This is a genomic window from Streptococcus mitis (assembly GCF_946190065.1).
Taxonomy (GTDB): Bacteria; Bacillota; Bacilli; order Lactobacillales; family Streptococcaceae; genus Streptococcus; species Streptococcus mitis_DE.
Map to the genome: position 1 here is coordinate 74656 of NZ_CAMHZD010000005.1, position 24276 is coordinate 98931.

A 24276-nucleotide genomic window follows, 5' to 3' on the forward strand; every position below is an offset into this window, starting at 1 on the left:
CTTTTCAAAAAATTGCACTTTCCTCTTGATTTTTTTTGAAAAAGTGGTATCATATAAACATAGAAACGCTGTGGTGTACGACTTCACACTTAAGTGTTGACCGACTATTTTTTGTATTATTAGGGAAACAAAAGTCTTCTAACAGCATGTAGGCCGTCTCACACGGAAACAGCTTCAGTTAGAGCGAGTTGCCCACCTGCTTAATTGCGCGGGTTCAATACAAACCGTGAAGTTTCGGCACCAATACAGCTTTTTTCTTTGCCTCCTTAGCTCAGCTGGCAGAGCAGCGGACTCTTAATCCGTGGGTCACAGGTTCGATCCCTGTAGGGGGCATCTAAATACAACAGGAAAAGCCTTGATAACCAAGGCTTTTTTGCTTATCTATAACTGATTTGCCTCATCATTTGCCCCACTTTTAAATCTATCTTTTCTTTTTGAATCAAATTACATCTTTACAAATAGTGTAAAGCCAGTTACTTTTGCTTTGATTCCATACAATATTTTCATGTAGAGAAGACAAATTTTATCTTCTCTTTTTATTTTCAAAATAATAAAAACTGATTTTCTTTTCATAAATCAGACTGAAACTTCCAAATTTTCCATTTAGTTTATTGATATTTCCTCTAAAAAGGTGTATAATATTTTTATTATCAAACTATACTATATAACAGGATGGTATTGAAATGAAATTTTCTAATCGTTTATCGCTATTCCTTGCAGGAGTTGTTTTTGTCCTTTTAGGACTTTTCCTATTTACAAACCCAGTAGCTAATCTTGTTGCTTACAGCTGGTGGATTGCATTTGGTTTACTGGTTTCTTCTATAGCAGCTATTTTAGGCTATTTCTCTGTACCAAAAGAGCTTCGCTCACCAGCTCATCTTTTCCAAGGGATTGTTAATCTTCTCTTAGCTCTTTACCTCGTTGCCTATGGCTTTGTGACGCTGCCAGTTGTCATTCCAACTATTTTAGGAATTTGGTTAATTGTAGAAGCCATTATAGTTTTCTTTAAAGGCAATCGTCTGGGATTGATTTTCCCTATTATTGGCAACCATATCATGTGGATAGCGTTGCTTGCATTTTTACTAGGTCTAGTGATTTTGTTCAATCCAGTAGCTACAAGTGTCTTTGTCGTTTATGTCGTTGCCTTTGCATTTTTAATTGTTGGTTTCACCTATATCCTTGATGCCTTTCGTAAATAATCTAGCTGCCATTTTGGGCATATTAAAATAGCTGGGAAGTTACATTCTCAGCTTTTTCTGTTGCCTCCTTAGCTCAGTTGGTAGAGCAGTAGACTCTTAAGCTATGGGGCGCAGGTTCGAGCCCTGCAGGGGGCACATCTAAATCAACAGAAATAAGCCTTGAAACCAAGGCTTTTTTAACGTCTAATAGCTTTTTGTAGAAAAGTATTTAAAAATAAAAGAGAAGAGAATCTCTCACTCTCTTCTCAGTATATCTTATTAAATTTAGTTTTTCTTAATCTACCTGATTTTCCTTTGCAACGACAAATTCTTTAACCAGTCGATAGATAACAGCAAATACGGGGGTAAAGAATATCATTCCAAGTAGTCCGAAAAGATTCCCTCCGATACTAGCTGCTGCAAGTGTGAAAAGAGCTGGCAAACCAATAGACTGACCTACAACTTTTGGATAAATAAGGTTTCCTTCAATCAGCTGTATAACTTGATATAGAAGAAGAGAAAGTAAGGCTTGAGTAGGACTCACTGTGAAGATAAAAATCGCTCCCACAACACAAGCAATCATAGGCCCTACATAAGGAATGAACGATAGCACTCCTGCAAAGATACCTGTCATTACTCCATAGGGTATCCCAAACATGCTGTAACCAACCGCTATCATAACTCCTATGATAACTGCTTCAATCAGCTGACTCATCAAAAATTGGTCATAAGTCTCTAGTGCTACTTGTCCAATGTAAGTCAACTTTATCACCACCTTCTCTGGAAGAAAAACTTTTAGAAGTCGACTCGTCATCGCTGCCAAATGTTCCTTACTGGATAAAAATAAAAAGGTGAAGACTATAATCAAAAAGGCATTCATCAAACTTGAAAAAATATTGCCGATATTACTAGTCAGACCTGATAAAAAACCTATCAAAGCTTGGCTAATAGAACTAGATTGTCCCTGTATGCCTGATACGATAGTTGACAGCATGTCTTTGGTTACAAATTCCGAGCTGTCTAGCAATTTCCTAAGTTGAGTCAGGACTGTTGAAAGGACTGCTCCCAGCTGACTAATAGTCTGGGCTAGGGTTGGCAGCACCAAAACCAAAAGAGCAATCACGATTAAGATAAGAGCTAGGAAAACAAGTACCATGGCAATCGGACGACGCAACTCTGCCTTTACCTTCAATTTAACTAAGTACTGTTCAATTTTTTTCATAGGAACATTAAGCACAAAAGCAATAACAGCACCATAAATCAAGGTTGATATTACATCAAAGAGAGAGATTGCTCCTGATATAAAGCTCGATGCATTCAGAATTACAAGAGCAACCAGCCCTATAAAAAGTATTAACGGGGTGTATTTTTTTACTAAGTTCATAAATTCTCCTTAATAAACATGTTTAGATACGACTATACTATTTGGTTTTTCAAACTCTCGATTAAGGTAGGCTTGGTAAGTTCCTGGAGCGATAAATCCTTTGGGTGAGAGGATATCGGTGCCAGCCTGACCGACTATGGTATCAGCCAAGAGCACACAGTTTGTAGATAAGACAAAGTAGGATTTAAACTTAGATTTGATAAATTTATAAAGTTCCCCATCTGTCTCATGTCTGATTTTATAAGCGTAGGTGTAGTCTTCCTTACCATCACCTGTCATGATTTTATCTGCACTTGGCTCCCATGGAATCGTCAGTTGTTTCAATTCAGCCAACTTTTTCTGAACTGCTTTTTCCATTTCAGGCGTCAAATCTATCCCATAACCAAAAAGCGTTTTTTGACTCTCACGTTTACATAGGTCAATGTACTTGTCACGATCACAGAAATATAAGACACCATCTCCTACCATGCCAAATAAGGTCTCAGAAGACGGATCATAGTTGCCATAAGAAATAACACGGCCTTGATAGCAGATATCCACATGACCAATTGCCGAAAACAGAGAGGTCTCAGCTGTATGAACAAAAATTTCAAGCTCCGCTGTCTTACCAGACTTCACCATTCCAAGATGGATATCCTCTCTCTCATCAGCATTTTCCTGCATGAATTTGTTAACTTTTGCTAAAGTTCTTGCAGGGATGAGAGCGGCTAGGACAATAGGTAAGCTAATTCTAATACGACGTTTGAGATGGTTTTTCCCAATTTCCTCCTCAAACAAGAAACCATCACGGATATTGGACAGACCATAAAGGAAAAAATAAGCCCCTAATACAAAGAGTTGAAAGACAGAATTTCCTGTAGAGGACAAAAGACTAGTCCCACCAAGAAAAACTAGTACGAGTCCATCTAGTAAGAGACGAAAACGAGGTCGAATTTTGTTTTTGCGGTAGAGAACATAGGTGACAAGGTTAATACTAGCATGAAAAATCTGATAAACTCCAATCACAAGAGCCAAAATATAAATCGGCACATCCGTCGCAAGATTGGAGCCAAGCAAATATCCCAGCACTAACAATTTAACCAGTGCAACTCCCAAGGTGTCCGTTGACTGACTTTTTTTGAAAATACGTAATACTAAATCTAAGACCGTTGCTATCCAAGCTAAAAACAGAACCAGTCGAATAACCTTTACTGGCAACCAAGTCCCCGTGACCATCAAGATGAGACCTAGCAGAACAAACAAGAACCCCTGAGCAAGTAATTTCTTACCTGTCAGACCTAAAGATAGAATTTTCGCCATATAAAAACCTTTCAACAATAAAAATTAAACACTCCGATTAAACTGACTAGTAAATAGCCAACACTACAAACAGCCTGTGCCAGCAACATATGGTGACTAGAAATGACTGTAGTAATGTCACCATCTTGTCTTATGCACTTCTAAAATTTGTTATATTGATTAGAAACCAGAGCTTATAAAAACTAGCTAAACTCGAGAGATAGACACAATTGCGACGAAAAAATGTATAACCAATTCAACTTGTTAAGGTAAGAAAGCATTATTTCCAATCTATTAATTATTCATCTATTACCTATTATGACACAATATTCCCTATAGTTCAACTTTTTACTTGTTTTTATATTACACGGACTAAAAAGTTTTCAACAGTTGATTGCATTTGTTTTAATAAGTTTTAACCTTTCTTGGTTAGATAAAAAAAGAACCATACAGTTTAGAATCTGTATGGTTTTTGCCCCACTTTTGTCCCATTTTTAAATCATGACATTGAAAATACCTAAAATCACTTATATTTCAATATTTTTAATTGCTCTCAATATGAAAGTCCTTTCCAAATCCCTGTAGGGGGCATCTAAATCAACAGGAAAAAGCCTTGATTTACAAGGCTTTTTTGTGTAGTCTTAGCACTAAAAACGATAGAAAAAGCGGCCCTTCTGTACTGACCCCAAAAGTTGGACAGAAAAAACCTAACTTTTGTGGCGCAGTTCATTAGCGCCACATAAAGTTATTTAAGCATCTCCTTTTCTCTCATTACCATTTTCTGTTATAATAAATTGTACTTCTAAAATAGAAAGGTCTTAAGATGACAACTCTTATTAAACATAAACGTGTAGAATTTTCAGAACTTTTTTATGACTTAGTTTTTGTTTTTGCAATTTCAAAAGTAACTACTTTAATCGACCATCTTCATAACGGTATTTTGACTTGGAATTCTTTCCTTGATTTTTTCATTGCTATTTTGGTTCTCATCGATTCCTGGATGATTCAAACCGATTATACCAATCGCTATGGAAAGAACTCTTTATTTAACATGGTAATCATGTTTATCAAAATGGGACTTTTACTCTTTATAGCCAATATGATTGGACCTGATTGGCAACAATATTTTCATTATCTCTGTTGGGCTATTGGTACATTAACCCTTACCTTATTTTTTCAATATTTGGTTGAATTTTTTAGAAAATCAACCGATGATGTTGAACGGGAAAGTATCAAAGATTTTCTATGGATAACAGGTCTAGGAAGTTTAGGAGTCTATCTAGCAGCTCTTCTTCCTATTTACGTTAGAGTCTATATCTTCTTTGCTAGTATTCTGTTTATCTTTATTATGCCAAGTATCTTGCTTAATAAAGATAAGCATTACCAGGTAAATCTCCCCCATTTAATCGAGCGCATCTCCCTTCTTGTCATTATTACGTTTGGAGAGATGATTACGAATCTAGCTAACTTCTTTACAATCGAGAATTTCTCGATTTATTCGGTTCTTTATCTCATTATTATGATTTCTCTGTTCTTGTTTTATTTTGGTCAATTCGACCATGCTATTGATGAAAAATCTAATCAAAAGGGACTATTTCTAATTTACAGTCACTATCCTATTTTCATTGGACTTATGATGATGACTGTATCGATGAGTTTTCTTCAGAATCCTGAAGCTAATCGTCTCTTTGCAACCAGCTTCTCTTATATCGGATTTGGCCTCTTTCAAGCTGCTGTCCTAGTAAATGGGCCCTATAACAAACACTATCTTCGCTATTCGAAAAGTTACTACTGTGTCCAAGCGACACTCTATCTGGCTGCCTTTATTCTCTCTTTAATCTTTGCTTCTAATCCTATAATAGTAGTGAGTATAACAACCATTTTAGCTCTAGCTATAGCCATTCATTTTATTTATTTTTATATGACACAGAATAAAAAATATTCCAAATCTAACTGGGAGTTATTTTAATGAGTTTATAACATTAAAAAGCTTTGGGAACCAAGGCTTTTTTGCTTTCTACCTAAACTTTTTCATGATGTATTTCCGTACAGGTTCTTCAACCATTTGAACGATTTCAAATCCTTCTTTTTGGTAAAGATTGTAAGCTGTTTGATTTGCCTCGTAGACATTTAGAGAAATACTATCTATGTCTCCATTTTCAAAGGCCAAACTAACAAATTTCCTTAAAGCCTGGCTACCTAAGCCTTGCCCCTGTTTCTGGGGGTTGATAAAAAATCTTCCAATATGAAGATTACTGTCTTCTTGCCTGATTTTCTGGATAAGCCCCACAAACTCTTGTCCTTCAAAGATTGAAAAGATTCCTTCCAAATCTTGCAAAACTTGAATTGTCAAGGGAAAAGGAATCATTGTTCCCATCCATTGTTCTTGAAAGGATTTGCCAAGGAAGTTGGACCATTGGCATACGAGCTGAGCGTTTTCTGTACTCACCTTTTCTTCAAAACGAATTATCATCTTTGCCTCACCATCTTATCTATGTTTCTCCATTATACTACTTCTCCCATTTTTTACGAATAGATAAGTATGATTGATTTTTATTTTTTTCTTGTCGGGAGCATTCTCGCTTCTTTTCTTGGTTTGGTCATTGACCGTTTTCCAGAGCAATCCATTATCCAACCTGCTAGTCACTGCGATTCCTGTCAGACTCGCTTGCGTCCCTTAGATTTGATTCCGATTCTCTCACAGGTCTTCAATCGCTTTCGCTGTCGCTACTGCAAGGCTACATATCCTGTCTGGTATGCCCTTTTTGAATTGGGCTTAGGACTCCTCTTTCTGGCTTGGTCTTGGGAATTGCTTTCCTTGGGGCAAGTCGTCCTAATCACCGCTGGTTTGACCTTGGGCATCTACGACTTTCGCCATCAGGAATATCCCTTACTAGTCTGGATGACTTTCCACCTAATCCTAATGGCCGGATCTGGCTGGAATCTGGTCATGGTCTTCTTCCTTGTCCTTGGAATTGTGGCTCATTTTATCAATATTCGCATGGGCGCAGGGGATTTCCTCTTTTTAGCTTCTTGCGCTCTCGTCTTTAGTGTAACGGAGTTACTGATCTTGATTCAGTCTGCTTCTGCGATGGGAATTCTAGCCTTTCTCCTACAAAAGAAAAAGGAAAGACTTCCTTTTGTGCCTTTCCTCTTACTTGCTACTTGTTTAATTATTTTTGGTAAGCTACTGCTTGTTTGATAAAGTCCAATTTCTATCATATGTCCTTCATGAAATTATTTCACAGTTAAATTATAAATTATTTCTTTTATACAAAGGAATGATATTATCAAATTGATCTGTTCTTTTATCTTCTTGATATTGATCAAAAAATTTCATTTCGACCGAAAATATTTCGCTTATAAACTGTAAACGAATACTTTGTTTAGACATTATAGTCGCTAGACTGACTAGATGATTACTCAAAACGACGTCCAGAATACTCTTTACTTTGCTTGGCTTTTTTACAAAAATTTGATCATCCAAAGGTTCAATCATTTTGTAACCTTTTTGCGCAATTTGACGATAAAAGTAAGAATGTTGCTTTGGAGTCAATAATCCTAACTTAAAAGCTCGATACTCTAAAGCTTGTATCGAAACATTCAAATCCGACTTCAATAAAATATAACTATCAGGATTGCTGACACGCTTGCCAACCCTCTCTTCAAATTTGACTAAAAACTCTTCTTTTGGCAATAAAAAACATGATGCAAAATAATTTGCTTCTTGCTCCAAACGATCGCCATCTTCATTCATATCTTTATATTTGTGTAAAAGAATATGTCCTAGCTCATGAGCTAAGTCAAAATTTCGACGTACAGATGATTTATTCGTCCCCAACACAATATAAGGTCTTCCCAATTTTGACCATGCGCTATAAGCATCAGCTTGACCATTAATTAATCGTTCCACGATATAGATGCCTGAACGTTCTAATTTATAAAGCAAATCATGATTATCTTTTGAAATACCTAATTTTTCCCTGGCATAAAGAGCCAATTCCTCAATAGATTCTCCCTTATGATAAGATTCACTCACTACATTACTTAGGTCATGAATTGTAATATTAGGTATAATTACAAAACTTTCAAAATAATCAATCAAACTATCTACCTTATGTAAATACATAGTTTGAATATCTATTGTTTTCCGTGTTGCTAGGTCTGCATTTCTAAAGGCGATTACAGAAGAATCAAATCGAATACTTTCTTCTTCTTGTTCAAAATAAGTTAAATCAACATGAAATTGGTTGGCCAAATGCATTTTGGTTGATAATTTAGGTTTCGTTTCGTTGGACTCAAACTGCCAAATGGCTTGTTCCGTTAAATTAATTCTCTGAGCTAATTCTGCTCTACTTAAACCATTTAACAGCCGTAATTCTTTCAATACCCGACCATTAAACATTTACATACTCCTTACTACTTTTGACCTTCTTGTTTTTCTATTCTTGGAATAATTTCAAAATCTTCTGTTTCCGATAATTCTGAAAAATTAGGAATATCTTGGTATTAGCTTCTTCGAAATGGTACGAACTTGATTGAATATACTCAGACAAATCTTGAATCAAGTGTAACTGACCAGTTCGTGCATCAGGCATAACAACATCTACAGATATAATATTGTTTTCTGAGTCCGCCTCATAAGTTAAAATCATAAATTTTTCGATATTCGAATTTTTAGTAGCTTGTTCAATTTCTTGAATCATTTCATCAGAAACTAACTCCATCTGAATTGGAAAGGAATGACTATCTTCATCATTTTTGTAGGAAGAATGTTGATTAAGATAAAGTGTATTCATCCGAGCATATTCAAATAAGTAGCCACTCTTATTTTTTTGTACCAAAGGAAATTGGCTCGTAAGTCGCTTCTTACCCTTTATAATTAACAATACTTTCCCATATTTTTCTGTATTTGTTTCAAATTCTAAATATCCCCAAGTCTGTCCTGCTAATTGTAATTTATACTCAAACAAATCTGCTGATGCAAATGCATTATCAATATGATTAGGTCGCGTCCATGCATAACCATTCGACACTTTCATTGTCTCTCTTTTTTCTAGACGTTCATCTACATAATCTTTTTGACCTTTCATCAAAGTATCTACAATTTTTTGTGCCTTGAGCGAATCAAAGAGATCCTGATTTAACATAATTATTCCTCCTCCGAATACTTTTTAATGAATTATATCATTTTCTTAAAGAAATTACTACAATAATTAGTTTTTTCTTAAAGTTACATATCAGAGTAATTTAGCAAATGATATCTAAAACTAGCCTTTCTCCTGCAAAAGAAAAAGGAAAGACTTCCTTTCGTGCCTTTCCTCTTGCTCGCTACTTGTGTGATTATTTTTGGTAAGCTACTGCTTGTTTGATAAAGTCCTGAATCGGCTCTCCTTGGTGGAGGGCTTTTACAATTTTCGAACCAACGATAACACCATCTGACACTGCATTAAAGCGTTCTACATCTTCTTGACTAGATACGCCAAAGCCTGTCAATACTGGGATGTCGGCCACTTGATGCAATTGTGCCAAGTGCTTGTCCAAGTCTGCGCGGTAATTGCCTGATTTCCCTGTCACCCCATTGATGGCAACGGCATAGACGAATCCTTCTGCCCCATCAATCAACTCTTTCTGGCGCTCAATTCCTGTCGTCAAACTAACTAGAGGAATCAAGGCGATGTCTGTGTCTGCCAAAAAGGGTTCTACAAAGTTGGCATGCTCATGAGGCAGGTCTGGGATAATCAAGCCCTTAACCGCTGTATCTGCCAAATCTTTGACAAATTTTTCAACACCGTACTGAAAGAGGGGGTTGAAGTAGGTCATAATGACAAGTGGCACCTCTGTTTCAATGGTTTTCAAGGTTTCAACCAAAGCCTGAGTAGAAGTTCCATTGGCTAGACTGCGCAAGCCCGCTTCTTCGATAACAGGTCCATCTGCAACAGGGTCTGAAAAGGGAATGCCCACTTCAATAGCAGAGACACCCAAATCTTCTAAAAAGTGGATTGTTTCTCCCAATCCATCCAAACCTTTCTCATGGTCTCCAGCCATGATATAGGGAACAAAAATTCCCTTTCCAGCTGCTTTTATAGCATTCAATTTTTCTGTTAATGTCTTAGGCATGAGCTTCTCCCTTCTTTGCTGCATCTGCTTCCAAGCGGTCCTTGACTTGAACCACATCCTTGTCCCCACGACCTGATAGACAGACAATCATAGACTTGTCTGGGCCCAGTTCTTTGGCCAATTTCACCGCAAAGGCGATCGCATGGCTAGATTCCAAGGCTGGGATAATCCCTTCCACACGAGACAGGAGTTGGAATCCTTCCAAGGCTTCTTCGTCCGTCACAGGAACATAGCTGGCACGTTTGATATCGTGGTAGTGAGAATGTTCTGGACCGATACCAGGATAGTCCAAACCTGCTGAGATAGAGAAGGCTTCAAGAATTTGACCATGAGCATCTTGCAGTACATCCATGAGGGAACCGTGAAGCACACCTGGACGACCCTTAGTCAAGGTAGCTGCGTGGTGCTCCGTATCCACACCAAGTCCAGCCGCTTCAGCTCCATACATAGCTACAGACTCATCTTCTACAAATGGATGGAAGAGACCGATGGCATTAGAACCACCGCCAACACAGGCTACTAGGGCATCTGGCAGATCTTGACCTGTCAAATCGCGGTACTGTTGTTTAGCCTCTCGACCGATGACACTTTGGAAGTCACGAACGATTTCTGGGAAAGGATGTGGCCCCAAGGCAGAACCAAGGATATAGTGGGTATCATCGATATTTGCTACCCATGAACGAAGGGCTGCATTGACCGCATCCTTAAGCACACGCGAACCATCTGTCACTGCCTCAACCTTAGCTCCCAAAAGTTCCATACGGAAGACATTGAGGGCTTGGCGTTTGACATCCTCTTCACCCATATAGATGGTACATTCCATGTTAAAGAGGGCTGCAGCAGTTGCAGTTGCTACACCGTGCTGACCAGCACCTGTTTCTGCGATAATTTTCTTTTTACCCATACGTTTAGCCAGAAGAACTTGACCCAAGGCATTGTTAATCTTGTGGGCCCCTGTATGGTTAAGATCTTCCCGTTTAAGATAAATCTTGGCTCCGCCAATATGCTGGGTCAAATTTTTTGCGTAGTAAAGGGGAGTTTCACGTCCCACATACTGGCGCAAGAGTTGGTTTAATTCCTCTTGGAAACTTGGGTCTGCCTGACTTTCACGGTAAGCTTTCTCCAACTCCAAAACTGCTGTCATCAATGTTTCTGGGACGAAACGTCCACCGAATTTTCCGTAAAATCCATCTTTATTTGGTTCTTGATATGCCATTCTTTACCCTCTCTATAAATCTTCTAATCTTTTTATGATCTTTTTGTCCATCTGTCTCCACTCCGCTTGATACATCTACTGCATAGGGAGTAAAGTGTTGAATTGCTTTCACTACATTGTCTTCCTTAAGCCCACCTGCGATAAAGAAAGGCTGAGTTAGTCCAATCGTATCCAGTTGAGCCCAGTCAAAGGTCTGGCCACTCCCAGCCACAGGGGCATCAAAGAGTAGATAGTCTGCCTGAGAATTGGGCACATGTCCCTCTCCATCCACCTGCACAGCCTGAATACTGGCACAAGGCAAATTCTCAAACAAATCATCCGCCACCTGACCGTGGACCTGTACCAAGTCCAAGCCAACTTTGTCTATCGCTTCTAGTAGCTCCACCCGACTTGGTGAAACAAACACACCAACCTTTTTGACATCCGCAGGAATAAGCTTTACCAGCTCAGAAGCCTGATCCAAGGTCACTTGTCTTTTACTAGGTGCGAAGACAAAACCGATGTAGTCCGCTCCTGCTGAAACAGCTGTTTCCACCGCTTCTTTGGTCGATAGTCCACAAATCTTAACCTTTGTCAATCTGCAACTCCTTGATTCTCTGGGCTACATCTTCTGCCTGCATGAGAGCTGTCCCTACTAAAATGCCGTTAAAGTATGGTGCTACTCGCTCTGCATCCTGCCCTGTAAAAATAGCAGACTCAGAAATGTAATAGCGTCCTTCCTTAAAGTGCTGGGACAAGTCTACACTGGTCTGCAAATCGACCTTAAAGGTGGTCAAGTTACGGTTATTAACTCCGATAATCTGAGCACCAAGTCTGTGGGCTACTTCTAGTTCAGCTAGATTGTGGGTTTCCACCAAAACTTCCAGACCAAGCTCTGTCGCGTAGTCGTAAAGTTCCTTGAGGCGTTCTTCTGACAAGGCTGTCACAATGAGCAAGATGACTGTCGCACCAGCATTGCGGGCACGGATGATTTGCTTTTCATCAATGATAAAGTCCTTGTTGAGCGTCGGAATGTTTACCTGACCAGAAATCTCCCGCAGATAATCCAAATGCCCTTTAAAGAAAACCTCATCTGTCAAAACCGAAATCATCACTGCACCGTTTGCTTCATAAGTCTGGGCCTGTTGCACAATATCCACATCGAGATTGATATCTCCCAGACTAGGGCTAGCTTTCTTGACTTCAGCGATTACCTGTAAACGGTCTTGGTGTTGTTTTAGATAGTCAACCAAGCGATAGGTCTGGCGCAAGGGTTGAATTTGCTCCAGCTTCATCTGCTCCACCTCACGCGCCTTCTGCTCCAAGATTCGTGATAAAAATTCCTGACTCATTTTTGGTACTCCTGTAACAGTCTAAGTTTTTCAAAGGCCTTGCCACTAGCAATCACTTGACGAGCCAAGGCAACTCCTTCTTTAATACTAGCTACCTTACCATTGGCATAGAAACCAAGACCAGCATTTAAGACTGTCGTTTCCAAGAATGGACTTGGTTCATTTTTAAGAACGCTGAGCAAAATTTCTGCATTTTCCTGAGCATTGCCTCCACGAATATCTTCGATAGCATAGCCTTCCATTCCCAAATCCTCTGGAGTAAAGCTTGACAAGGTGATTTCGCCATTTTCAAGAAGAGCAATCTTGGTTGTTCCATTCAAGCCAGCTTCATCCAGTCCTTCTGGCCCAGCAACCACGATGGCACGCTTGCGACCCATATTTTTCAAAACCTGAGCTGTACTTTCTAGCAGTTCTGGACAACTAATTCCAAGAAGCTGTGTTTCCAAAGCCATTGGGTGAATCAGAGGACCAGTCAAGTTCATAATGGTTGGAATTCCCAATTCCAAACGAGCTGGCATGATGTATTTCATTGCTGGGTGCATATTTTTAGCAAAGAGAAAGACGATTCCAGTTTTATCAAAGACCTTACCTAGTTCAGCTGGTTTGAGATCTAGGTTGATACCCAAGGCTTCGAGGACATCTGCAGAACCAGATTTAGAAGAAATCGAGCGGTTACCGTGTTTGGCCATGTGAACACCGCCACCAGCCAAGACAAAGGCTGCAGTTGTGGAAATGTTGAAGCTGAAGGATTTGTCTCCACCTGTACCACAGTTGTCCATGGCATCATGAATTTCAGTTGGAATGTGTTGGGCATGGCCTCTCATGACCTGGGCAATGGCTGTGCGTTCCTCAGGTGTTTCCCCCTTCATCTTAAGAGCCAAAAGAAGAGAAGCAATCTGCGCTTCAGTTACACGCCCAGTTACGATACGCTCAATGACATCCGTCATTTCCACACCTGATAAATTTTCAAATTTTGCTAATTTTTCAATAATCTCTTTCATCCTAGTTTCCTCACTTTACAACCTTTTCGATAAAATTCCGAATAGAAGACAAGCCATCTGGCGTTCCGATACTTTCTGGATGGTACTGGAAGCCATAAATTGGAAGTGTTTTGTGTTGAATCCCCATGATGGCTTGGTCATCAGTCGAACGAGCTGTCACTTCAAAGTCTTCTGGCATTTCCTCAATCAAAATACTGTGGTAACGCATGACTGCACGGCCATCCTCGATGCCTTGATACAAAACAGATGGCGCTTCAAAGCTGATATTGCTCTGTTTCCCATGCATGACTTTGGGAGCCAAACCTAACTTACCACCAAAGACTTCTGCAATGGCTTGGTGGCCCAAACAAATCCCAAGAATCGGCTTCTTGCCAGCAAAATCACGAATCATATCTTCCATCTTTCCAGCATCAACTGGCCAACCAGGACCAGGAGAAAAGACCAGACCATCTGCTTTTTCAGCTTCTTCATACAGCTTGGGATCATCATTTCTCAAGACCTGCACTTCTGCAAAATTCCCAATGTATTGGGCCAAGTTATAGGTAAAAGAATCATAGTTGTCAATCAATAAAATCATGGTCTTAGTTCTCCAATTCTAGTCATAGATTTTGCTTTGTTAATGGTTTCTTGGTATTCGTTTTTGGCGATAGAGTCGTAGACAATCCCTGCCCCAGCCTGCACATAGGCTGTTTGATTTTTGAGAATCATAGTTCGGATGGCAATGGCGAAATCCATATCACCCGTCGCAGACAAGTAGCCAATCGCTCCTGCGTATACGCCCCGTTTTTCTGTTTCCAGTTCATAGATGCGTCTCATCGCTCGAATCTTTGGTGCTCCTGAAACTGTTCCAGCAGGAAGTGTTGCTTTCAAGGCATCCATTGCAGTGAGTTCTGGAAGCAAACGCCCCTTAACCACGCTGGTCAAATGCATAACATAACGGAAGAGCTCCACTTCCATATACTTAGTGACTTGGACACTAGCCGTTTCAGAGATGCGACCAATATCATTACGACCCAAGTCTACTAACATTCGATGCTCTGCTGTTTCCTTCTCATCCGAAAGCAGGTCTGTCGCCAAAGCCTTGTCCTCTTCATCCGTAGCTCCTCTTGGTCGCGTACCTGCAATCGGATTGGTTGTCACGATGCCATTTTTGACAGAAACCAAACTTTCAGGACTGGCGCCGATGATTTGATAATCCCCAAAATCATAGAAATAAAGGTAATTAGAAGGATTGGTCACGCGGAGATTTCTGTAGAAGTCAAATGGATTTCCAGTCACTTCTGCTGAGAAGCGTTGACTAAGTACACATTGGAACATATCACCATTACGAATCAAGTCACGAGCCGTTTCCACCATTTCCTCAAACTTCTGAGGAGCGATATGCGGTTGGAAGTCAAGCGGTGATAAATCCAAGTCTTCAAATTCATTTGGAGCAGGAATGCGTAATTCTTCAAGCACATGGTTCAAGGCTTCTTCCAAGTTTTCTTGACTACGCTCACTATAGAGTGCATCCTCGATGACATGGATTTTTTCCTTCTTGTGGTCAAAGACAATGTAACTCTCATAGACGAAGAAATGCATGTCTGGCGTTCCAATTATATCTTGAGGAATTTGACCAATTTCTTCATAAAGCGAAATCATATCGTAACCAACAAAACCAATTGCCCCACCACCAAAAGGTAGATCTGAATGGTGCTGGCTCTTATGAGTCACTTGATAAAGGAAATCCAAGGGATCCTGATCAATCACTTGACCATTTTGATAAAGAACTCCATTTTCAAACTTAATCTCAAAAACAGGATTATAGGCTAGGATAGAAAAACGAGCTGTTTCCTTGTCTCTCGGAATACTTTCTAAAATAACCTTGTGTTGCCCCTTTAGACGCATATAAGCCAAGATTGGTGATAAGACATCTCCATGAATGATTCGTTCCATTGTATTTCCCTTTCAGTTCTACTTCTAGTCCGTGGCGACTGTATGAAAAATCCCCACGCAAAACAACTTGCGTGAGGACGAAATTCGCGGTGCCACCTCAATTATAGGATTTCTCCTATCTCTCATTCCTGTCTCAGAAACCTCCTGTAACAGGCTGTGCGATAGAGGGCACTCCCTTGAGAATTATGTTTTTTTCTCTTGTTTCAAATGGACCCAACCTTACAGCTTTCTCTGCTTGTTTTCAGCAACCACAAGCTCTCTGTGAGAGAAAAGACTGTAATTTTTCCATCTTTTATTTTTTAGCTTCTAGGTAGTCTGCAATCGCAGCTACGTCCTTGTCTCCACGACCAGAGACATTGATGATGATAATTTCGTCTTTACTTAGTTTCGGTGCACGTTTAACTGCTTCTGCGATAGCGTGTGAGCTTTCAATCGCTGGGATAATCCCTTCAGTCTTGCTGAGAAGGAGGAGAGCCTGAACAGCTTCTTCATCCGTCGCTGCGACATATTCCACGCGACCAGAATCTTTAAAGTAGGCATGTTCTGGACCAACCCCTGGATAGTCCAATCCAGCTGAGATAGAGTAAACTGGAGCTAGCTCTCCATCTTCCTTAAAGACTGCATAAGTCTTCATGCCGTCGACAATTCCGATACTACCTTTTGTCATAGTAGCTGCGTGCTTGTCTGTATCAAGTCCATGACCAGCAGCTTCGACCCCAACCAATTTGACTTCTTCATCAGCCACATACTGTGAAAAAGCACCGATGGCATTGGAACCACCACCTACACAAGCAATGACATAGTCTGGTAAGCGTCCTTCTTTTTCTAAGATTTGACGGCGAGATTCTTCACTGATGACCTTTTGGAACTCATGAACAATGGTTGGATATGGGTGAGGTCCCACAGCAGATCCCAGAACATAGAAGGCTTCAAGGTCATTCATCCATGCTCCAAAGGCTGCATCAACAGCATCTTTGAGGGTACGAGTCCCTGTTTCAACTGCGTGAACAGTTGCTCCCATCATCTCCATACGGAAAACATTGAGACGTTGACGCTCCACATCCTCTGCCCCCATGTAGACATCACAGGCCATACCAAACTTGGCTGCAGCCGCTGCTGTAGCAACACCGTGCTGACCAGCTCCTGTCTCTGCGATAACCCGTTTTTTACCCATACGTTTAGCCAGAAGAATTTGCCCTAAAACGTTGTTTAGTTTGTGAGAACCAAGGTGGTTAAGGTCTTCGCGCTTGAGATAAATCTTAGCTCCACCTAAGCGGTCTGTCAAACTTTCTGCAAAATAAAGCGGTGTTTCGCGACCTGAATAGTCCTTCAAATAATGGCGAAATTCTGCCAAAAATTCTGGATCATCCTTGTACTTGTCAAATGTCACTTCCAACTCATCCAACAAAGCCTGAATAGGCTCTGGTACAAAACTACCACCAAATTGTCCAAAATAACCTTTAGTTGTCATAAAATTTTCCTCTTTCTGTATTTATTCGACTTTTTGTTTGCTTTTAGTAGTAGGCAAGGAGCTGCAGATAGAACTTTAAGTTCATCAAAGCAACTTAACGCCCTAATAAAAGAAAAACAAAATGACCGAAAGAAAAAAGCCCACACACAGAATTAAATTCCGTGTGAGGGCGTTGGTAACGCGGTGCCACCTCAATTATAAAGGGACTATCCCCTTTACATCTCTACCTTGTCTAACAACAAGTTGCACTGTAAGGTGTGCGCACCGAATTTTCATTGTTTCAAATTCATTTTTAAAATCAGCCCACTTTCACTACTTCCAACCACCTGTTCACAATGACCACAGGCTCCCTGAAGATTAAAAATAGTTACTTTTCTGATTTATTGAACTTATTTTAATACTTTGTTTTTTCTTTGTCAAGACTTTTTTACGATTTTTTTGATAAAGTTAGCACTTTTTCAGAAACTGTTTTGAAAGTCTCAATGATATAGTCCACTTCTTCATCACTTAATTTAGTGTGAAGAGGAAGGGTAATTTCATTTTCAAAGAAGGTATAGGCCTTAGGATAGTTCGCCATGTCAAAACCAAGATTCTTATAGGCTGTCAAGAGCGGAAGCGGTTTGTAGTGTACGTTACTTGCAATTCCCGCTTTGGCCAATTCTTGGATGATAAGATTGCGTTCTTCTAGGCTCGCTCCTTCTACATGGGTGATGTAGAGGTGACGTGAAGATTCGACAGTTTCAGTCTTGTGTGCTAAAGGAAGGATGCGAGAACCTGCAAAACCACGATCATAGCGGTTCACAATGTCCTTACGACGTTGCAACAAACTTGCATAGCGATCCAATTGTACCAGACCAAGTGAAGCCATGATATCGGTCATGTTGCACTTGTAGGCTGGTGTTACGATATCATATTCCCATGAACCCAATTGCATCTTGGCAAGAGCATCCTTAGTTTGCCCGTGAAGGGAAAGAATTTGGAATTCCTTGTACATCTCTTCGTCGTCAATCGCTGGATTGGCTTTCCAAGTCGCACTTCCACCTTCTGCCGTTGTAAAGTTCTTAACAGCATGGAATGAGAAGGAAGTAAAGTCAGCGATAGAACCAGCTGGTTGTTCTTTATAAGTAGATCCCAAAGCATGGGCACTATCAGAGACAATCACAATACGGTTAAAGGCTTTTTGCCACTTGCTTGAAGCAGTAAAGAGGTCACGTTTCTTTTCCACAACTTGGAACAAACGGTCATAGTCGCAAACAATCCCTGCAAGTTCTACTGGGATGATCACCTTAGTTTTCTCAGTGATAGCTTGCTCCAGCAAGTCATAGTCCATCTCAAACGTATCTGCTTGAATATCCACCATGACAGGGGTCGCCCCTACGTGAGTGATAACACTACATGAAGCTGTATAGGTCATGGCTGGAACGATAACCTCATCACCAGGTCCAACTTCCAAGACGTGCAAAATCAACTCAAGCGCGGCAGTCGCAGAGTTAAGACAGACAGTCTTGGGCGTCTGTGTGTATTGAGACAAGCGACGCTCCAGTTCTTTTGTCTTGGGACCTGTTGTAATCCAACCAGAACGCAGGGTATCCGCTACTTCAGCAATTTCTGCTTCTGTAATATCGGGTGGTGAAAATGGAATATTGTAATTTGGCATTGATTTGCTCCTTTTATCTGTACTCATTCTCTCATGACTACTTTATTTTAGCACTTCAAACACGGTTTGAAACATGATTTTGATGTCTCCAAGGAAACTAAACTCTCGGAGATAGGCGAGGTTATAGCGCATCTTTTCAGGAAGAACGTGTTCGACATAGGCTTGGTCAACCGACAGACCTTTCTCCGTCATTTGACTGATGATAGTGTCCTCATCCTTGTAGTTGATGCTGGCTGGAGAGGTAATCCCTGCTGGCAAAAGCAAGGTCGCCATCATTTCAGGGCTATACTGCTCTGTGTAGCGTGGCACTTCAGGTCGTGTACCGACAAAGGACATTTCGCCTTTAAGGACATTGACCAGCTGAGGCAGTTCGTCCAAACGCACACGGCGGATGAAATTGCCAACCTTGGTAATGCGACTATCGTTAGCAGAAGTCACCAAACTTCCTTTTTTGTCTGCATCCGTCACCATGGTACGGAACTTCCAAATCTTGAAAGGTCGATTGTACTGGGTCACACGCTCTTGCTTGTAAATCACTGGCCCCTTGCTATCCAACTTGATCCAAATGCTCAAGATGAGAAAGATGGGAGAGGTCAGAACCAGTACAACCAAGGCCAAAACCCAGTCCAAACAACGCTTGAAAATCAGCGAACCCTTCCTTTTAGAGACAAGCTGGTAGTAAGACTCAACCTCGCTTGATTTCATTTCCACGGGCAAGTCTTCCCATTTCAGCATGCTGTTTCTCCTTTGTTTTTATTATACTATTTGTCAACATTTTTCATTATACCACAAAATGGAAAAGGCGGTGAAAGAAATCTGTAATTTGAAGGATTTCCTTCTTACACTCAATGAAAATCAAAGTACAGCTTTGAGGTTGCAGATAAAGCTGACATGGATTTGAAGAGATTTTCAAAGAGTATTAGGACATGGCACCCGCCTGCAAGCTATACATCTTGTGGTAGGTTCCTCCTAGAGCCAAGAGTTCCTCATGGCTTCCGCTCTCGATAATGCGCCCCTTGTCCAAAACATAGATACAGTTGGCGTCTTGGATGGTCGAAAGGCGGTGGGCGATGGCAATGGTTGTTCGTCCCTGTCTCATCTTAACCAGTGAAGCTTGAACCAGACTTTCTGTTTCAGAGTCAATATTGGCTGTCGCTTCATCCAAAATCAGGATTTTAGGCTGACTGGCGACTGTTCTGGCAAAGGCTAGAAGCTGGCGCTGACCTGTTGAAAAACTGGAGCCACGCTCAGAAACAGGGGCGTCATATCCCTGAGGAAGTTTTTGAATAAAGGAATCTGCATCCACGAAGGCTGCCGCAGCCTGGACCTGCTCATCACTGATTTCTTGGTACATGGCGATATTGGACTTAATGGTCCCATGATAGAGGAAGGGCTCCTGCAAGACCAGACCAATGTTTTTTCTCAACTCTTCCTGACTGTAGTTCCTGATATCCACATCATCCAAGAGAACTCGCCCTGACTGGAATTCATAAAAGCGCATGAGGACATTGATAATCGAAGATTTCCCAGAACCTGTATGCCCCACAAAAGCAATGGTCTCACCCTTGTTAACGGAGAAGGAAATATCATCCAGAATCGGATGTTTACCGTCATACGAGAAACACACATGTTCAAATCGAATATTGCCTTCTTTGACTTTAGCCTGTCCATCTTCTTGAAGGGGCTCATAGGTCCTCTCGTCGATCAGAGCAAATACACGACCTGCAGAAACCATAGACGTTTGCAGGGTTGAAAAGTTTTGCGTTACTTCAATCAAGGGGTCAAAAAGGCGGTTTATGTACTGGATAAAGGCATACATAGTTCCTGCTGTTATTCCCAGATAAAGGCCACGATAGCCAAAGTAGGCCATTAAAACTGCATATCCTAAGAGTTTAAGCAAACTCATGGCAGGGCGCAAAAAGAGGGCATCCAAGGCTACAGAACGGTTGGCATAGACCAAGTGTTCTTGGTTGATTTCATCAAACTCTGACTGTAGGCGCTTCTCTTGATTAAAGGCCTGGATTATTCTGATTCCCTCGATGTTTTCAGCCAACTTGCTATTGATATCTGACAAGAGACTTCTGGTTTTCTCAATGATTTTCACTGATTTTTTCCGATAGAGATTGACCAAAAGGAAAATCAAGGGGAGAAAGAGCAAGACTAAAGCAGTCAAACGAAAATCCAACACCAACATGGTATACAGAGTTGTCAGAAAGATAAAAACTGCTGAAATAAAGCTGGATAAAATCCCTGAAAACATATCACTGATAGTCTCGGTATCATTTGTCAAACGAGAGACGATGGAACCTGCTGGCGTCTTGTCAAAATAAGACATGCCCAGCTTCTCCATATTGGCAAAGGCATCGCGACGAATATCCCTTACAATACTGTAGGACACCCGCGCAAAGAGAAGATTGCCGACATACTGGACCAGAGTTTGTAGAATATAAAGGCCATAGTAGGCCAGCAAAACGGTCACAGCGAGTTGGTTGAGATTGCTGAGATACTGGTCGATAAAGTGGGAAGCCACAAGGGGAATGACACTTTTTATGATCGTAGTCGCTAGGAGAAAACTTAGTGCCAAAAAGGTCAAGAGTCCATAGGGCTTGAGATAAGACATCAAGCGCTTCAATACAGTCCATTGTTCTTGTTTATTCTGCATCTTCTTCTCCTTTCATTTCCAGCTGCTGAGACTGGTAGGTCTGGGCATACCAGCCATCCATGGCTAGTAGGTCTTCGTGCCTGCCTCGTTCGATAATCTGACCATTTTGCAGGACTAAAATCAAATCTGCATGAACAACCGCACTGAGGCGATGGGCTGTGATAATGGTTGTTTTGTCCTTTCGCGTCTCCTTGAGGTTGTCGATAATCGCATACTCCGTCTTGGCATCCACGGCTGACAAAGAATCATCCAAAATCAAGATATCAGGGTCTAAAATCATAGCCCGACTCATAGCCAGACGCTGCTTTTGACCACCAGAAAGACTGACTCCTTTTTCACCGATCAGCGTATCAAATCCCTGAGGCATGGCTACAATATCTTTATAAACTTGAGCTAGCTTAGTCGCTTCCTCGACTGCTGTGAGCGGCAAATTAGGATTGCCAAAGCGGATATTGTCTAAGATAGAGGTCGCAAAGAGGAACTGGTCCTGAGGAACATAGCCCATAAGACTGCGAAGGTCTGTCAGACGATAATCGCGAATATCGTGACCGTTTAGATAAATGGCTCCCTCATCCACATCGTACTCACGCAAGAGAAGCTTAATCAAGGACGTTTTTCCAGAGCCTGTCTGACCAACCAAGCCCAGGGTTTGCCCTTTTCCCAAACTAAAGTGAACATTTGTCAGTGTTTCCTCATTTTCAAAGGCAAAGCTATCAATGGCATACTGCAAGCGCCCGTTTTCAATACTGTCTAGAGGAAACTCAGGGTCTTGTACAGGTGATTCCTGAGACAAAAGTTCCTCAATCCGCTGGTAAGAAACCTTCCCTCGCTGAGTAATATTAAAGAGGAAGCCGATGGCCATAAGAGGCCAAACCAGCATATCCAAGTAGCTGATAAAGGTAACTAGATTCCCAACAGTAATCTGCCCCTCCTGAACCATCAAGGAGCCTACCAAGAGGGTTAAAACATAGGAGGAACCAACAAACAAGAGAACCATGGGGTCAAAGAGACTATCGTATTTCATGGTTTGGAGGTTCTTTTGGAAGGTCAATTCATTGACTGCCTGAAAGGACTTCAACTCGTCCGCCTGGTAACCGAAAGACTTGGTCACTTTAATACCTGATACTGACTCCTGCACCTTGTTATTGAGTTCAGAAAAGGCAACTTGTGATTCACCAAAGGCCTTATGTGTCTTTCTACCTAAACGACTGGTCGCATAAGCCATGAAAGGTAAGGGTAAAATGGCAACTAGGGTCATTTGCCACGAAATGCTAAAGAGCATGGTCAGCAAGGTCACTAAAGCCGTGATAGAAGCATCAACAGCAGACATAACACCGCCTCCTGCTAGACGAGTCAAGGCATTGATATCGTTGGTGGCGTGTGCCATCAGGTCCCCCGTCCGATAGGTTTGATAAAAGGCTGGAGACATCTTTGTAAAATGCTCAAACAAGCGAGACCGCATAATCTGCCCCAAACGGTAGGAAGTTCCAAGGATATACATACGCCAAACATAACGCAGATAGTACATCCCAAAGGCCGCAAGAAGCAAATAAAATAGGTCAAGAAGGAGGTCCTGCTGGGTTAATTGCCCCGAAGTAATGGCATCAATGACCCGCCCCATGACCATAGGGGGAATGAGATTGAGGACAGAAACCAAGACCAGGGCCACAATCCCGACTAGATAACGGCGTTTTTCTAACTTGAAAAACCACCAGAGTTTTTGAATAATGGACATAACATCCCTTTCTGATTGCAAATAGAAACCTGAGGCCAATACTCAATGAAAATCAAAGAGCAAACTAGGAAACTAGCCGCAGGCTGTACTTGAGTACGGCAAGGCGACGTTGACGCAGTTTGAATTTGATTTTTGAAGAGTACAAGACCCCAGGTTTTTCTTATTCATAGGTTACGACTGTAACAGCACCCTTGTCATACTCAGCGATAAAGATGTTGGCTACATTGTCATGCCCTTGCTTGCTGAGATTATCAAGCAGCCACTCTTCGCTACGACCAATCGATTCCAAGACATCGACTTGGATCACACCGTCAGTCACAACTGGATACTTAGGATTTTCATCTCCCATTTGAACCACGATGAGTTGGCCATTTTGTTCTTGCACAGCTCGTTTAACTTGCTTCATCTGGAAAATCCCTTGGCTACGAAGTTTGAGGGCTACATCCGATGCAGACAAGCCAACTGAACGACAGGCTTCTGGGTCAATCTGCCCATTTTTGATGAGGAGAGTTGGTTTCCCATCAATCAAGCGTTTGACAAAGCGAACATTGTTATTGAGCCACTTTAGGGTCAAAACCAAAATCGTCCACATCATCAAAATCACTGTGTATTGCAGGATACTGATTGAACTATTGTAAATTACCCCACCGATGATACCACCAAGAACATAGTTCTGAATTTGGTCTGTAGCAGAGTTAGGTGCTAGATTCCCCTTTCCTGTCACATTAATAACAAAAACAAGAGAGAAAAGACCCAAGGCCAGTTTGATTAAAATTTCCATATAGTTGAGTGTCATTTGTTTACCTCCACCAATTCAATAGCGTCTGTTTGATGCAATTCTAATTTCTCTAAAAGATACTTGTCTGGTTGGCTCCCGTTCATGGCACGATAGACATTTGAACCTACCTTGACAAGCGCTCCATCAGTGGCTGCAGAAGTATTGACATAGACTTCTGATTTATCCACTCCCAAGTCTTTGGAAACAACCTCTATGAAATGAAGGGAGGTTTGAAATTGATTGTTAGAGGCTTGATTGGTCTGGTATTTTGAAATTGTCACTAAAAGCATGGCCACTAAGGTCAAGGCCAAAATCATGACCAATTCCCGAAACTTAGTCCCCTTTTTATCTCGATAGGCCTTAAAGGCAAAAAATCCTGTGATAGCTAGGAGAACAATTCCAAAGCCAATCATGATTCCATTTTGTTGACTGATTTGGCTAAGCACATAGTCATATGAGTAAAATTTCATTTATTTTCACTCCCTTTCATAAAATCATTCTTAATTATAAACGAAAGAGAGTGATTTTTC

General features: G+C 41.0%; 21 protein-coding genes, 2 tRNA genes, 2 pseudogenes and 1 other annotated feature. Of the genes and pseudogenes, 6 read left to right on the forward strand and 19 right to left on the reverse strand.

The window, feature by feature from the left end; genetic code table 11:
* Positions 1-260: 260 nt before the first annotated feature.
* From OCF96_RS03640 to OCF96_RS03650, 3 genes are all read left to right on the forward strand, one after another.
* Positions 261-333, forward strand: a tRNA-Lys gene (locus tag OCF96_RS03640).
* Between the two features lie 350 nt (positions 334-683).
* Entirely contained in the window at positions 684-1199 is a 516-nt protein-coding gene (locus OCF96_RS03645; RefSeq protein ID WP_000672744.1) for a DUF308 domain-containing protein, read from the forward strand.
* A gap of 62 nt (positions 1200-1261) precedes the next feature.
* Positions 1262-1334 (forward strand) — tRNA-Lys (locus OCF96_RS03650).
* A 139-nt stretch (positions 1335-1473) separates the two neighbouring features.
* Here the strand turns inward: OCF96_RS03650 and OCF96_RS03655 are convergent.
* Entirely contained in the window at positions 1474-2562 is a 1089-nt protein-coding gene (locus OCF96_RS03655) for an AI-2E family transporter (RefSeq protein WP_261446441.1), read from the reverse strand.
* 9 nt (positions 2563-2571) lie between these two features.
* A complete protein-coding gene (locus tag OCF96_RS03660; protein WP_247930674.1) occupies positions 2572-3861 on the reverse strand; it encodes a DUF308 domain-containing protein in 1290 nt (429 codons plus the stop codon).
* Positions 3862-4663: 802 nt separating this feature from the next.
* Between OCF96_RS03660 and OCF96_RS03665 the strand changes: the two genes are divergently transcribed.
* Positions 4664-5809, forward strand: a complete 1146-nt coding sequence (locus OCF96_RS03665; RefSeq protein ID WP_173304495.1) for a low temperature requirement protein A — start codon at positions 4664-4666, stop codon at positions 5807-5809.
* Between the two features lie 48 nt (positions 5810-5857).
* On the opposite strand, the gene OCF96_RS03670 is transcribed toward OCF96_RS03665, so the two are convergent.
* Complete coding sequence (locus tag OCF96_RS03670; RefSeq protein WP_261072877.1) at positions 5858-6313, reverse strand: GNAT family N-acetyltransferase; 456 nt, start codon at positions 6311-6313, stop codon at positions 5858-5860.
* A 69-nt stretch (positions 6314-6382) separates the two neighbouring features.
* Here OCF96_RS03670 and OCF96_RS03675 point away from each other — a divergent pair, with 69 nt between their 5' ends.
* Complete coding sequence (locus OCF96_RS03675; protein WP_261446443.1) at positions 6383-7042, forward strand: prepilin peptidase; 660 nt, start codon at positions 6383-6385, stop codon at positions 7040-7042.
* 51 nt (positions 7043-7093) lie between these two features.
* On the opposite strand, the gene OCF96_RS03680 is transcribed toward OCF96_RS03675, so the two are convergent.
* Positions 7094-8245 (reverse strand): spr1629 family repressor/antitoxin, encoded by a 1152-nt coding sequence (locus OCF96_RS03680; protein ID WP_084890029.1) that lies wholly within the window; start codon positions 8243-8245, stop codon positions 7094-7096.
* 14 nt (positions 8246-8259) lie between these two features.
* A pseudogene (locus OCF96_RS03685) lies at positions 8260-8990 on the reverse strand (spr1630 family ClpXP-sensitive toxin).
* Positions 8991-9110: 120 nt separating this feature from the next.
* On the opposite strand from OCF96_RS03685, the pseudogene OCF96_RS03690 reads away from it, so the two are divergent.
* Positions 9111-9212 (forward strand): annotated as a pseudogene (locus OCF96_RS03690) (prepilin peptidase); the annotation flags it as partial.
* Here the strand turns inward: OCF96_RS03690 and trpA are convergent.
* The 14 genes from trpA to OCF96_RS03760 form a co-directional block, all read right to left on the reverse strand.
* Entirely contained in the window at positions 9184-9960 is a 777-nt protein-coding gene (trpA, locus tag OCF96_RS03695; RefSeq protein WP_261446444.1) for a tryptophan synthase subunit alpha, read from the reverse strand. The pseudogene OCF96_RS03690 and the gene trpA overlap by 29 nt on opposite strands.
* Positions 9953-11176 (reverse strand): tryptophan synthase subunit beta, encoded by a 1224-nt coding sequence (trpB, locus tag OCF96_RS03700; protein ID WP_000331265.1) that lies wholly within the window; start codon positions 11174-11176, stop codon positions 9953-9955. Before trpB (OCF96_RS03700) ends, trpA begins: the two co-directional genes overlap by 8 nt.
* Positions 11154-11753: a phosphoribosylanthranilate isomerase gene (locus OCF96_RS03705; protein WP_261446445.1), complete on the reverse strand. Its 600-nt coding sequence runs from the start codon at positions 11751-11753 to the stop codon at positions 11154-11156. Before OCF96_RS03705 ends, trpB (OCF96_RS03700) begins: the two co-directional genes overlap by 23 nt.
* On the reverse strand, positions 11740-12507 hold the full coding sequence (trpC, locus tag OCF96_RS03710) for an indole-3-glycerol phosphate synthase TrpC (RefSeq protein ID WP_261446446.1): 768 nt from the start codon (positions 12505-12507) through the stop codon (positions 11740-11742). The genes OCF96_RS03705 and trpC overlap by 14 nt, the downstream gene beginning before the upstream one ends.
* The gene (gene trpD / locus OCF96_RS03715) at positions 12504-13508 is read right to left on the reverse strand and encodes an anthranilate phosphoribosyltransferase (protein WP_261446447.1); all 1005 of its coding nucleotides are present in this window, start codon (positions 13506-13508) and stop codon (positions 12504-12506) included. Before trpD ends, trpC begins: the two co-directional genes overlap by 4 nt.
* A 10-nt stretch (positions 13509-13518) precedes the next feature.
* Positions 13519-14085, reverse strand: coding sequence for an aminodeoxychorismate/anthranilate synthase component II (locus OCF96_RS03720; RefSeq protein WP_084890039.1), 567 nt, complete (start codon positions 14083-14085; stop codon positions 13519-13521).
* Positions 14082-15443 (reverse strand): anthranilate synthase component I, encoded by a 1362-nt coding sequence (gene trpE / locus OCF96_RS03725; RefSeq protein ID WP_261446449.1) that lies wholly within the window; start codon positions 15441-15443, stop codon positions 14082-14084. The genes OCF96_RS03720 and trpE overlap by 4 nt, the downstream gene beginning before the upstream one ends.
* A gap of 292 nt (positions 15444-15735) precedes the next feature.
* Entirely contained in the window at positions 15736-16914 is a 1179-nt protein-coding gene (gene trpB, locus OCF96_RS03730) for a tryptophan synthase subunit beta (protein ID WP_261446452.1), read from the reverse strand.
* 162 nt (positions 16915-17076) lie between these two features.
* Positions 17077-17307 (reverse strand) — a binding site (T-box leader).
* Positions 17308-17341: 34 nt separating this feature from the next.
* On the reverse strand, positions 17342-18571 hold the full coding sequence (locus tag OCF96_RS03735; protein WP_261446454.1) for a DegT/DnrJ/EryC1/StrS family aminotransferase: 1230 nt from the start codon (positions 18569-18571) through the stop codon (positions 17342-17344).
* A 42-nt stretch (positions 18572-18613) separates the two neighbouring features.
* Positions 18614-19306, reverse strand: a complete 693-nt coding sequence (locus tag OCF96_RS03740) for a sugar transferase (RefSeq protein ID WP_000922210.1) — start codon at positions 19304-19306, stop codon at positions 18614-18616.
* Between the two features lie 184 nt (positions 19307-19490).
* On the reverse strand, positions 19491-21233 hold the full coding sequence (locus OCF96_RS03745) for an ABC transporter ATP-binding protein (protein WP_261446455.1): 1743 nt from the start codon (positions 21231-21233) through the stop codon (positions 19491-19493).
* The gene (locus tag OCF96_RS03750; RefSeq protein ID WP_261446456.1) at positions 21223-22968 is read right to left on the reverse strand and encodes an ABC transporter ATP-binding protein; all 1746 of its coding nucleotides are present in this window, start codon (positions 22966-22968) and stop codon (positions 21223-21225) included. The genes OCF96_RS03745 and OCF96_RS03750 overlap by 11 nt, the downstream gene beginning before the upstream one ends.
* Before the next feature lie 160 nt (positions 22969-23128).
* Positions 23129-23764 carry a DUF421 domain-containing protein gene (locus OCF96_RS03755; RefSeq protein WP_020901636.1) on the reverse strand — a complete coding sequence of 212 codons (636 nt, stop codon included), beginning with the start codon at positions 23762-23764 and terminating at the stop codon, positions 23129-23131.
* Positions 23761-24216, reverse strand: coding sequence for a DUF3290 family protein (locus tag OCF96_RS03760; protein ID WP_020900359.1), 456 nt, complete (start codon positions 24214-24216; stop codon positions 23761-23763). The genes OCF96_RS03755 and OCF96_RS03760 overlap by 4 nt, the downstream gene beginning before the upstream one ends.
* Positions 24217-24276: the final 60 nt, after the last annotated feature.

What these genes read in the sequence shown, in the direction of transcription:
- OCF96_RS03645 (WP_000672744.1), top strand. Translation starts at nt 684, where the DNA reads ATGAAATTTTCTAATCGTTTATCGCTATTCCTTGCAGGAGTTGTTTTT.
- OCF96_RS03655 (WP_261446441.1), bottom strand. Translation starts at nt 2,562, where the DNA reads ATGAACTTAGTAAAAAAATACACCCCGTTAATACTTTTTATAGGGCTG.
- OCF96_RS03660 (WP_247930674.1), bottom strand. Translation starts at nt 3,861, where the DNA reads ATGGCGAAAATTCTATCTTTAGGTCTGACAGGTAAGAAATTACTTGCT.
- OCF96_RS03665 (WP_173304495.1), top strand. Translation starts at nt 4,664, where the DNA reads ATGACAACTCTTATTAAACATAAACGTGTAGAATTTTCAGAACTTTTT.
- OCF96_RS03670 (WP_261072877.1), bottom strand. Translation starts at nt 6,313, where the DNA reads ATGATAATTCGTTTTGAAGAAAAGGTGAGTACAGAAAACGCTCAGCTC.
- OCF96_RS03675 (WP_261446443.1), top strand. Translation starts at nt 6,383, where the DNA reads ATGATTGATTTTTATTTTTTTCTTGTCGGGAGCATTCTCGCTTCTTTT.
- OCF96_RS03680 (WP_084890029.1), bottom strand. Translation starts at nt 8,245, where the DNA reads ATGTTTAATGGTCGGGTATTGAAAGAATTACGGCTGTTAAATGGTTTA.
- trpA (WP_261446444.1), bottom strand. Translation starts at nt 9,960, where the DNA reads ATGCCTAAGACATTAACAGAAAAATTGAATGCTATAAAAGCAGCTGGA.
- trpB (WP_000331265.1), bottom strand. Translation starts at nt 11,176, where the DNA reads ATGGCATATCAAGAACCAAATAAAGATGGATTTTACGGAAAATTCGGT.
- trpC (WP_261446446.1), bottom strand. Translation starts at nt 12,507, where the DNA reads ATGAGTCAGGAATTTTTATCACGAATCTTGGAGCAGAAGGCGCGTGAG.
- trpD (WP_261446447.1), bottom strand. Translation starts at nt 13,508, where the DNA reads ATGAAAGAGATTATTGAAAAATTAGCAAAATTTGAAAATTTATCAGGT.
- OCF96_RS03720 (WP_084890039.1), bottom strand. Translation starts at nt 14,085, where the DNA reads ATGATTTTATTGATTGACAACTATGATTCTTTTACCTATAACTTGGCC.
- trpE (WP_261446449.1), bottom strand. Translation starts at nt 15,443, where the DNA reads ATGGAACGAATCATTCATGGAGATGTCTTATCACCAATCTTGGCTTAT.
- trpB (WP_261446452.1), bottom strand. Translation starts at nt 16,914, where the DNA reads ATGACAACTAAAGGTTATTTTGGACAATTTGGTGGTAGTTTTGTACCA.
- OCF96_RS03735 (WP_261446454.1), bottom strand. Translation starts at nt 18,571, where the DNA reads ATGCCAAATTACAATATTCCATTTTCACCACCCGATATTACAGAAGCA.
- OCF96_RS03740 (WP_000922210.1), bottom strand. Translation starts at nt 19,306, where the DNA reads ATGCTGAAATGGGAAGACTTGCCCGTGGAAATGAAATCAAGCGAGGTT.
- OCF96_RS03745 (WP_261446455.1), bottom strand. Translation starts at nt 21,233, where the DNA reads ATGCAGAATAAACAAGAACAATGGACTGTATTGAAGCGCTTGATGTCT.
- OCF96_RS03750 (WP_261446456.1), bottom strand. Translation starts at nt 22,968, where the DNA reads ATGTCCATTATTCAAAAACTCTGGTGGTTTTTCAAGTTAGAAAAACGC.
- OCF96_RS03755 (WP_020901636.1), bottom strand. Translation starts at nt 23,764, where the DNA reads ATGACACTCAACTATATGGAAATTTTAATCAAACTGGCCTTGGGTCTT.
- OCF96_RS03760 (WP_020900359.1), bottom strand. Translation starts at nt 24,216, where the DNA reads ATGAAATTTTACTCATATGACTATGTGCTTAGCCAAATCAGTCAACAA.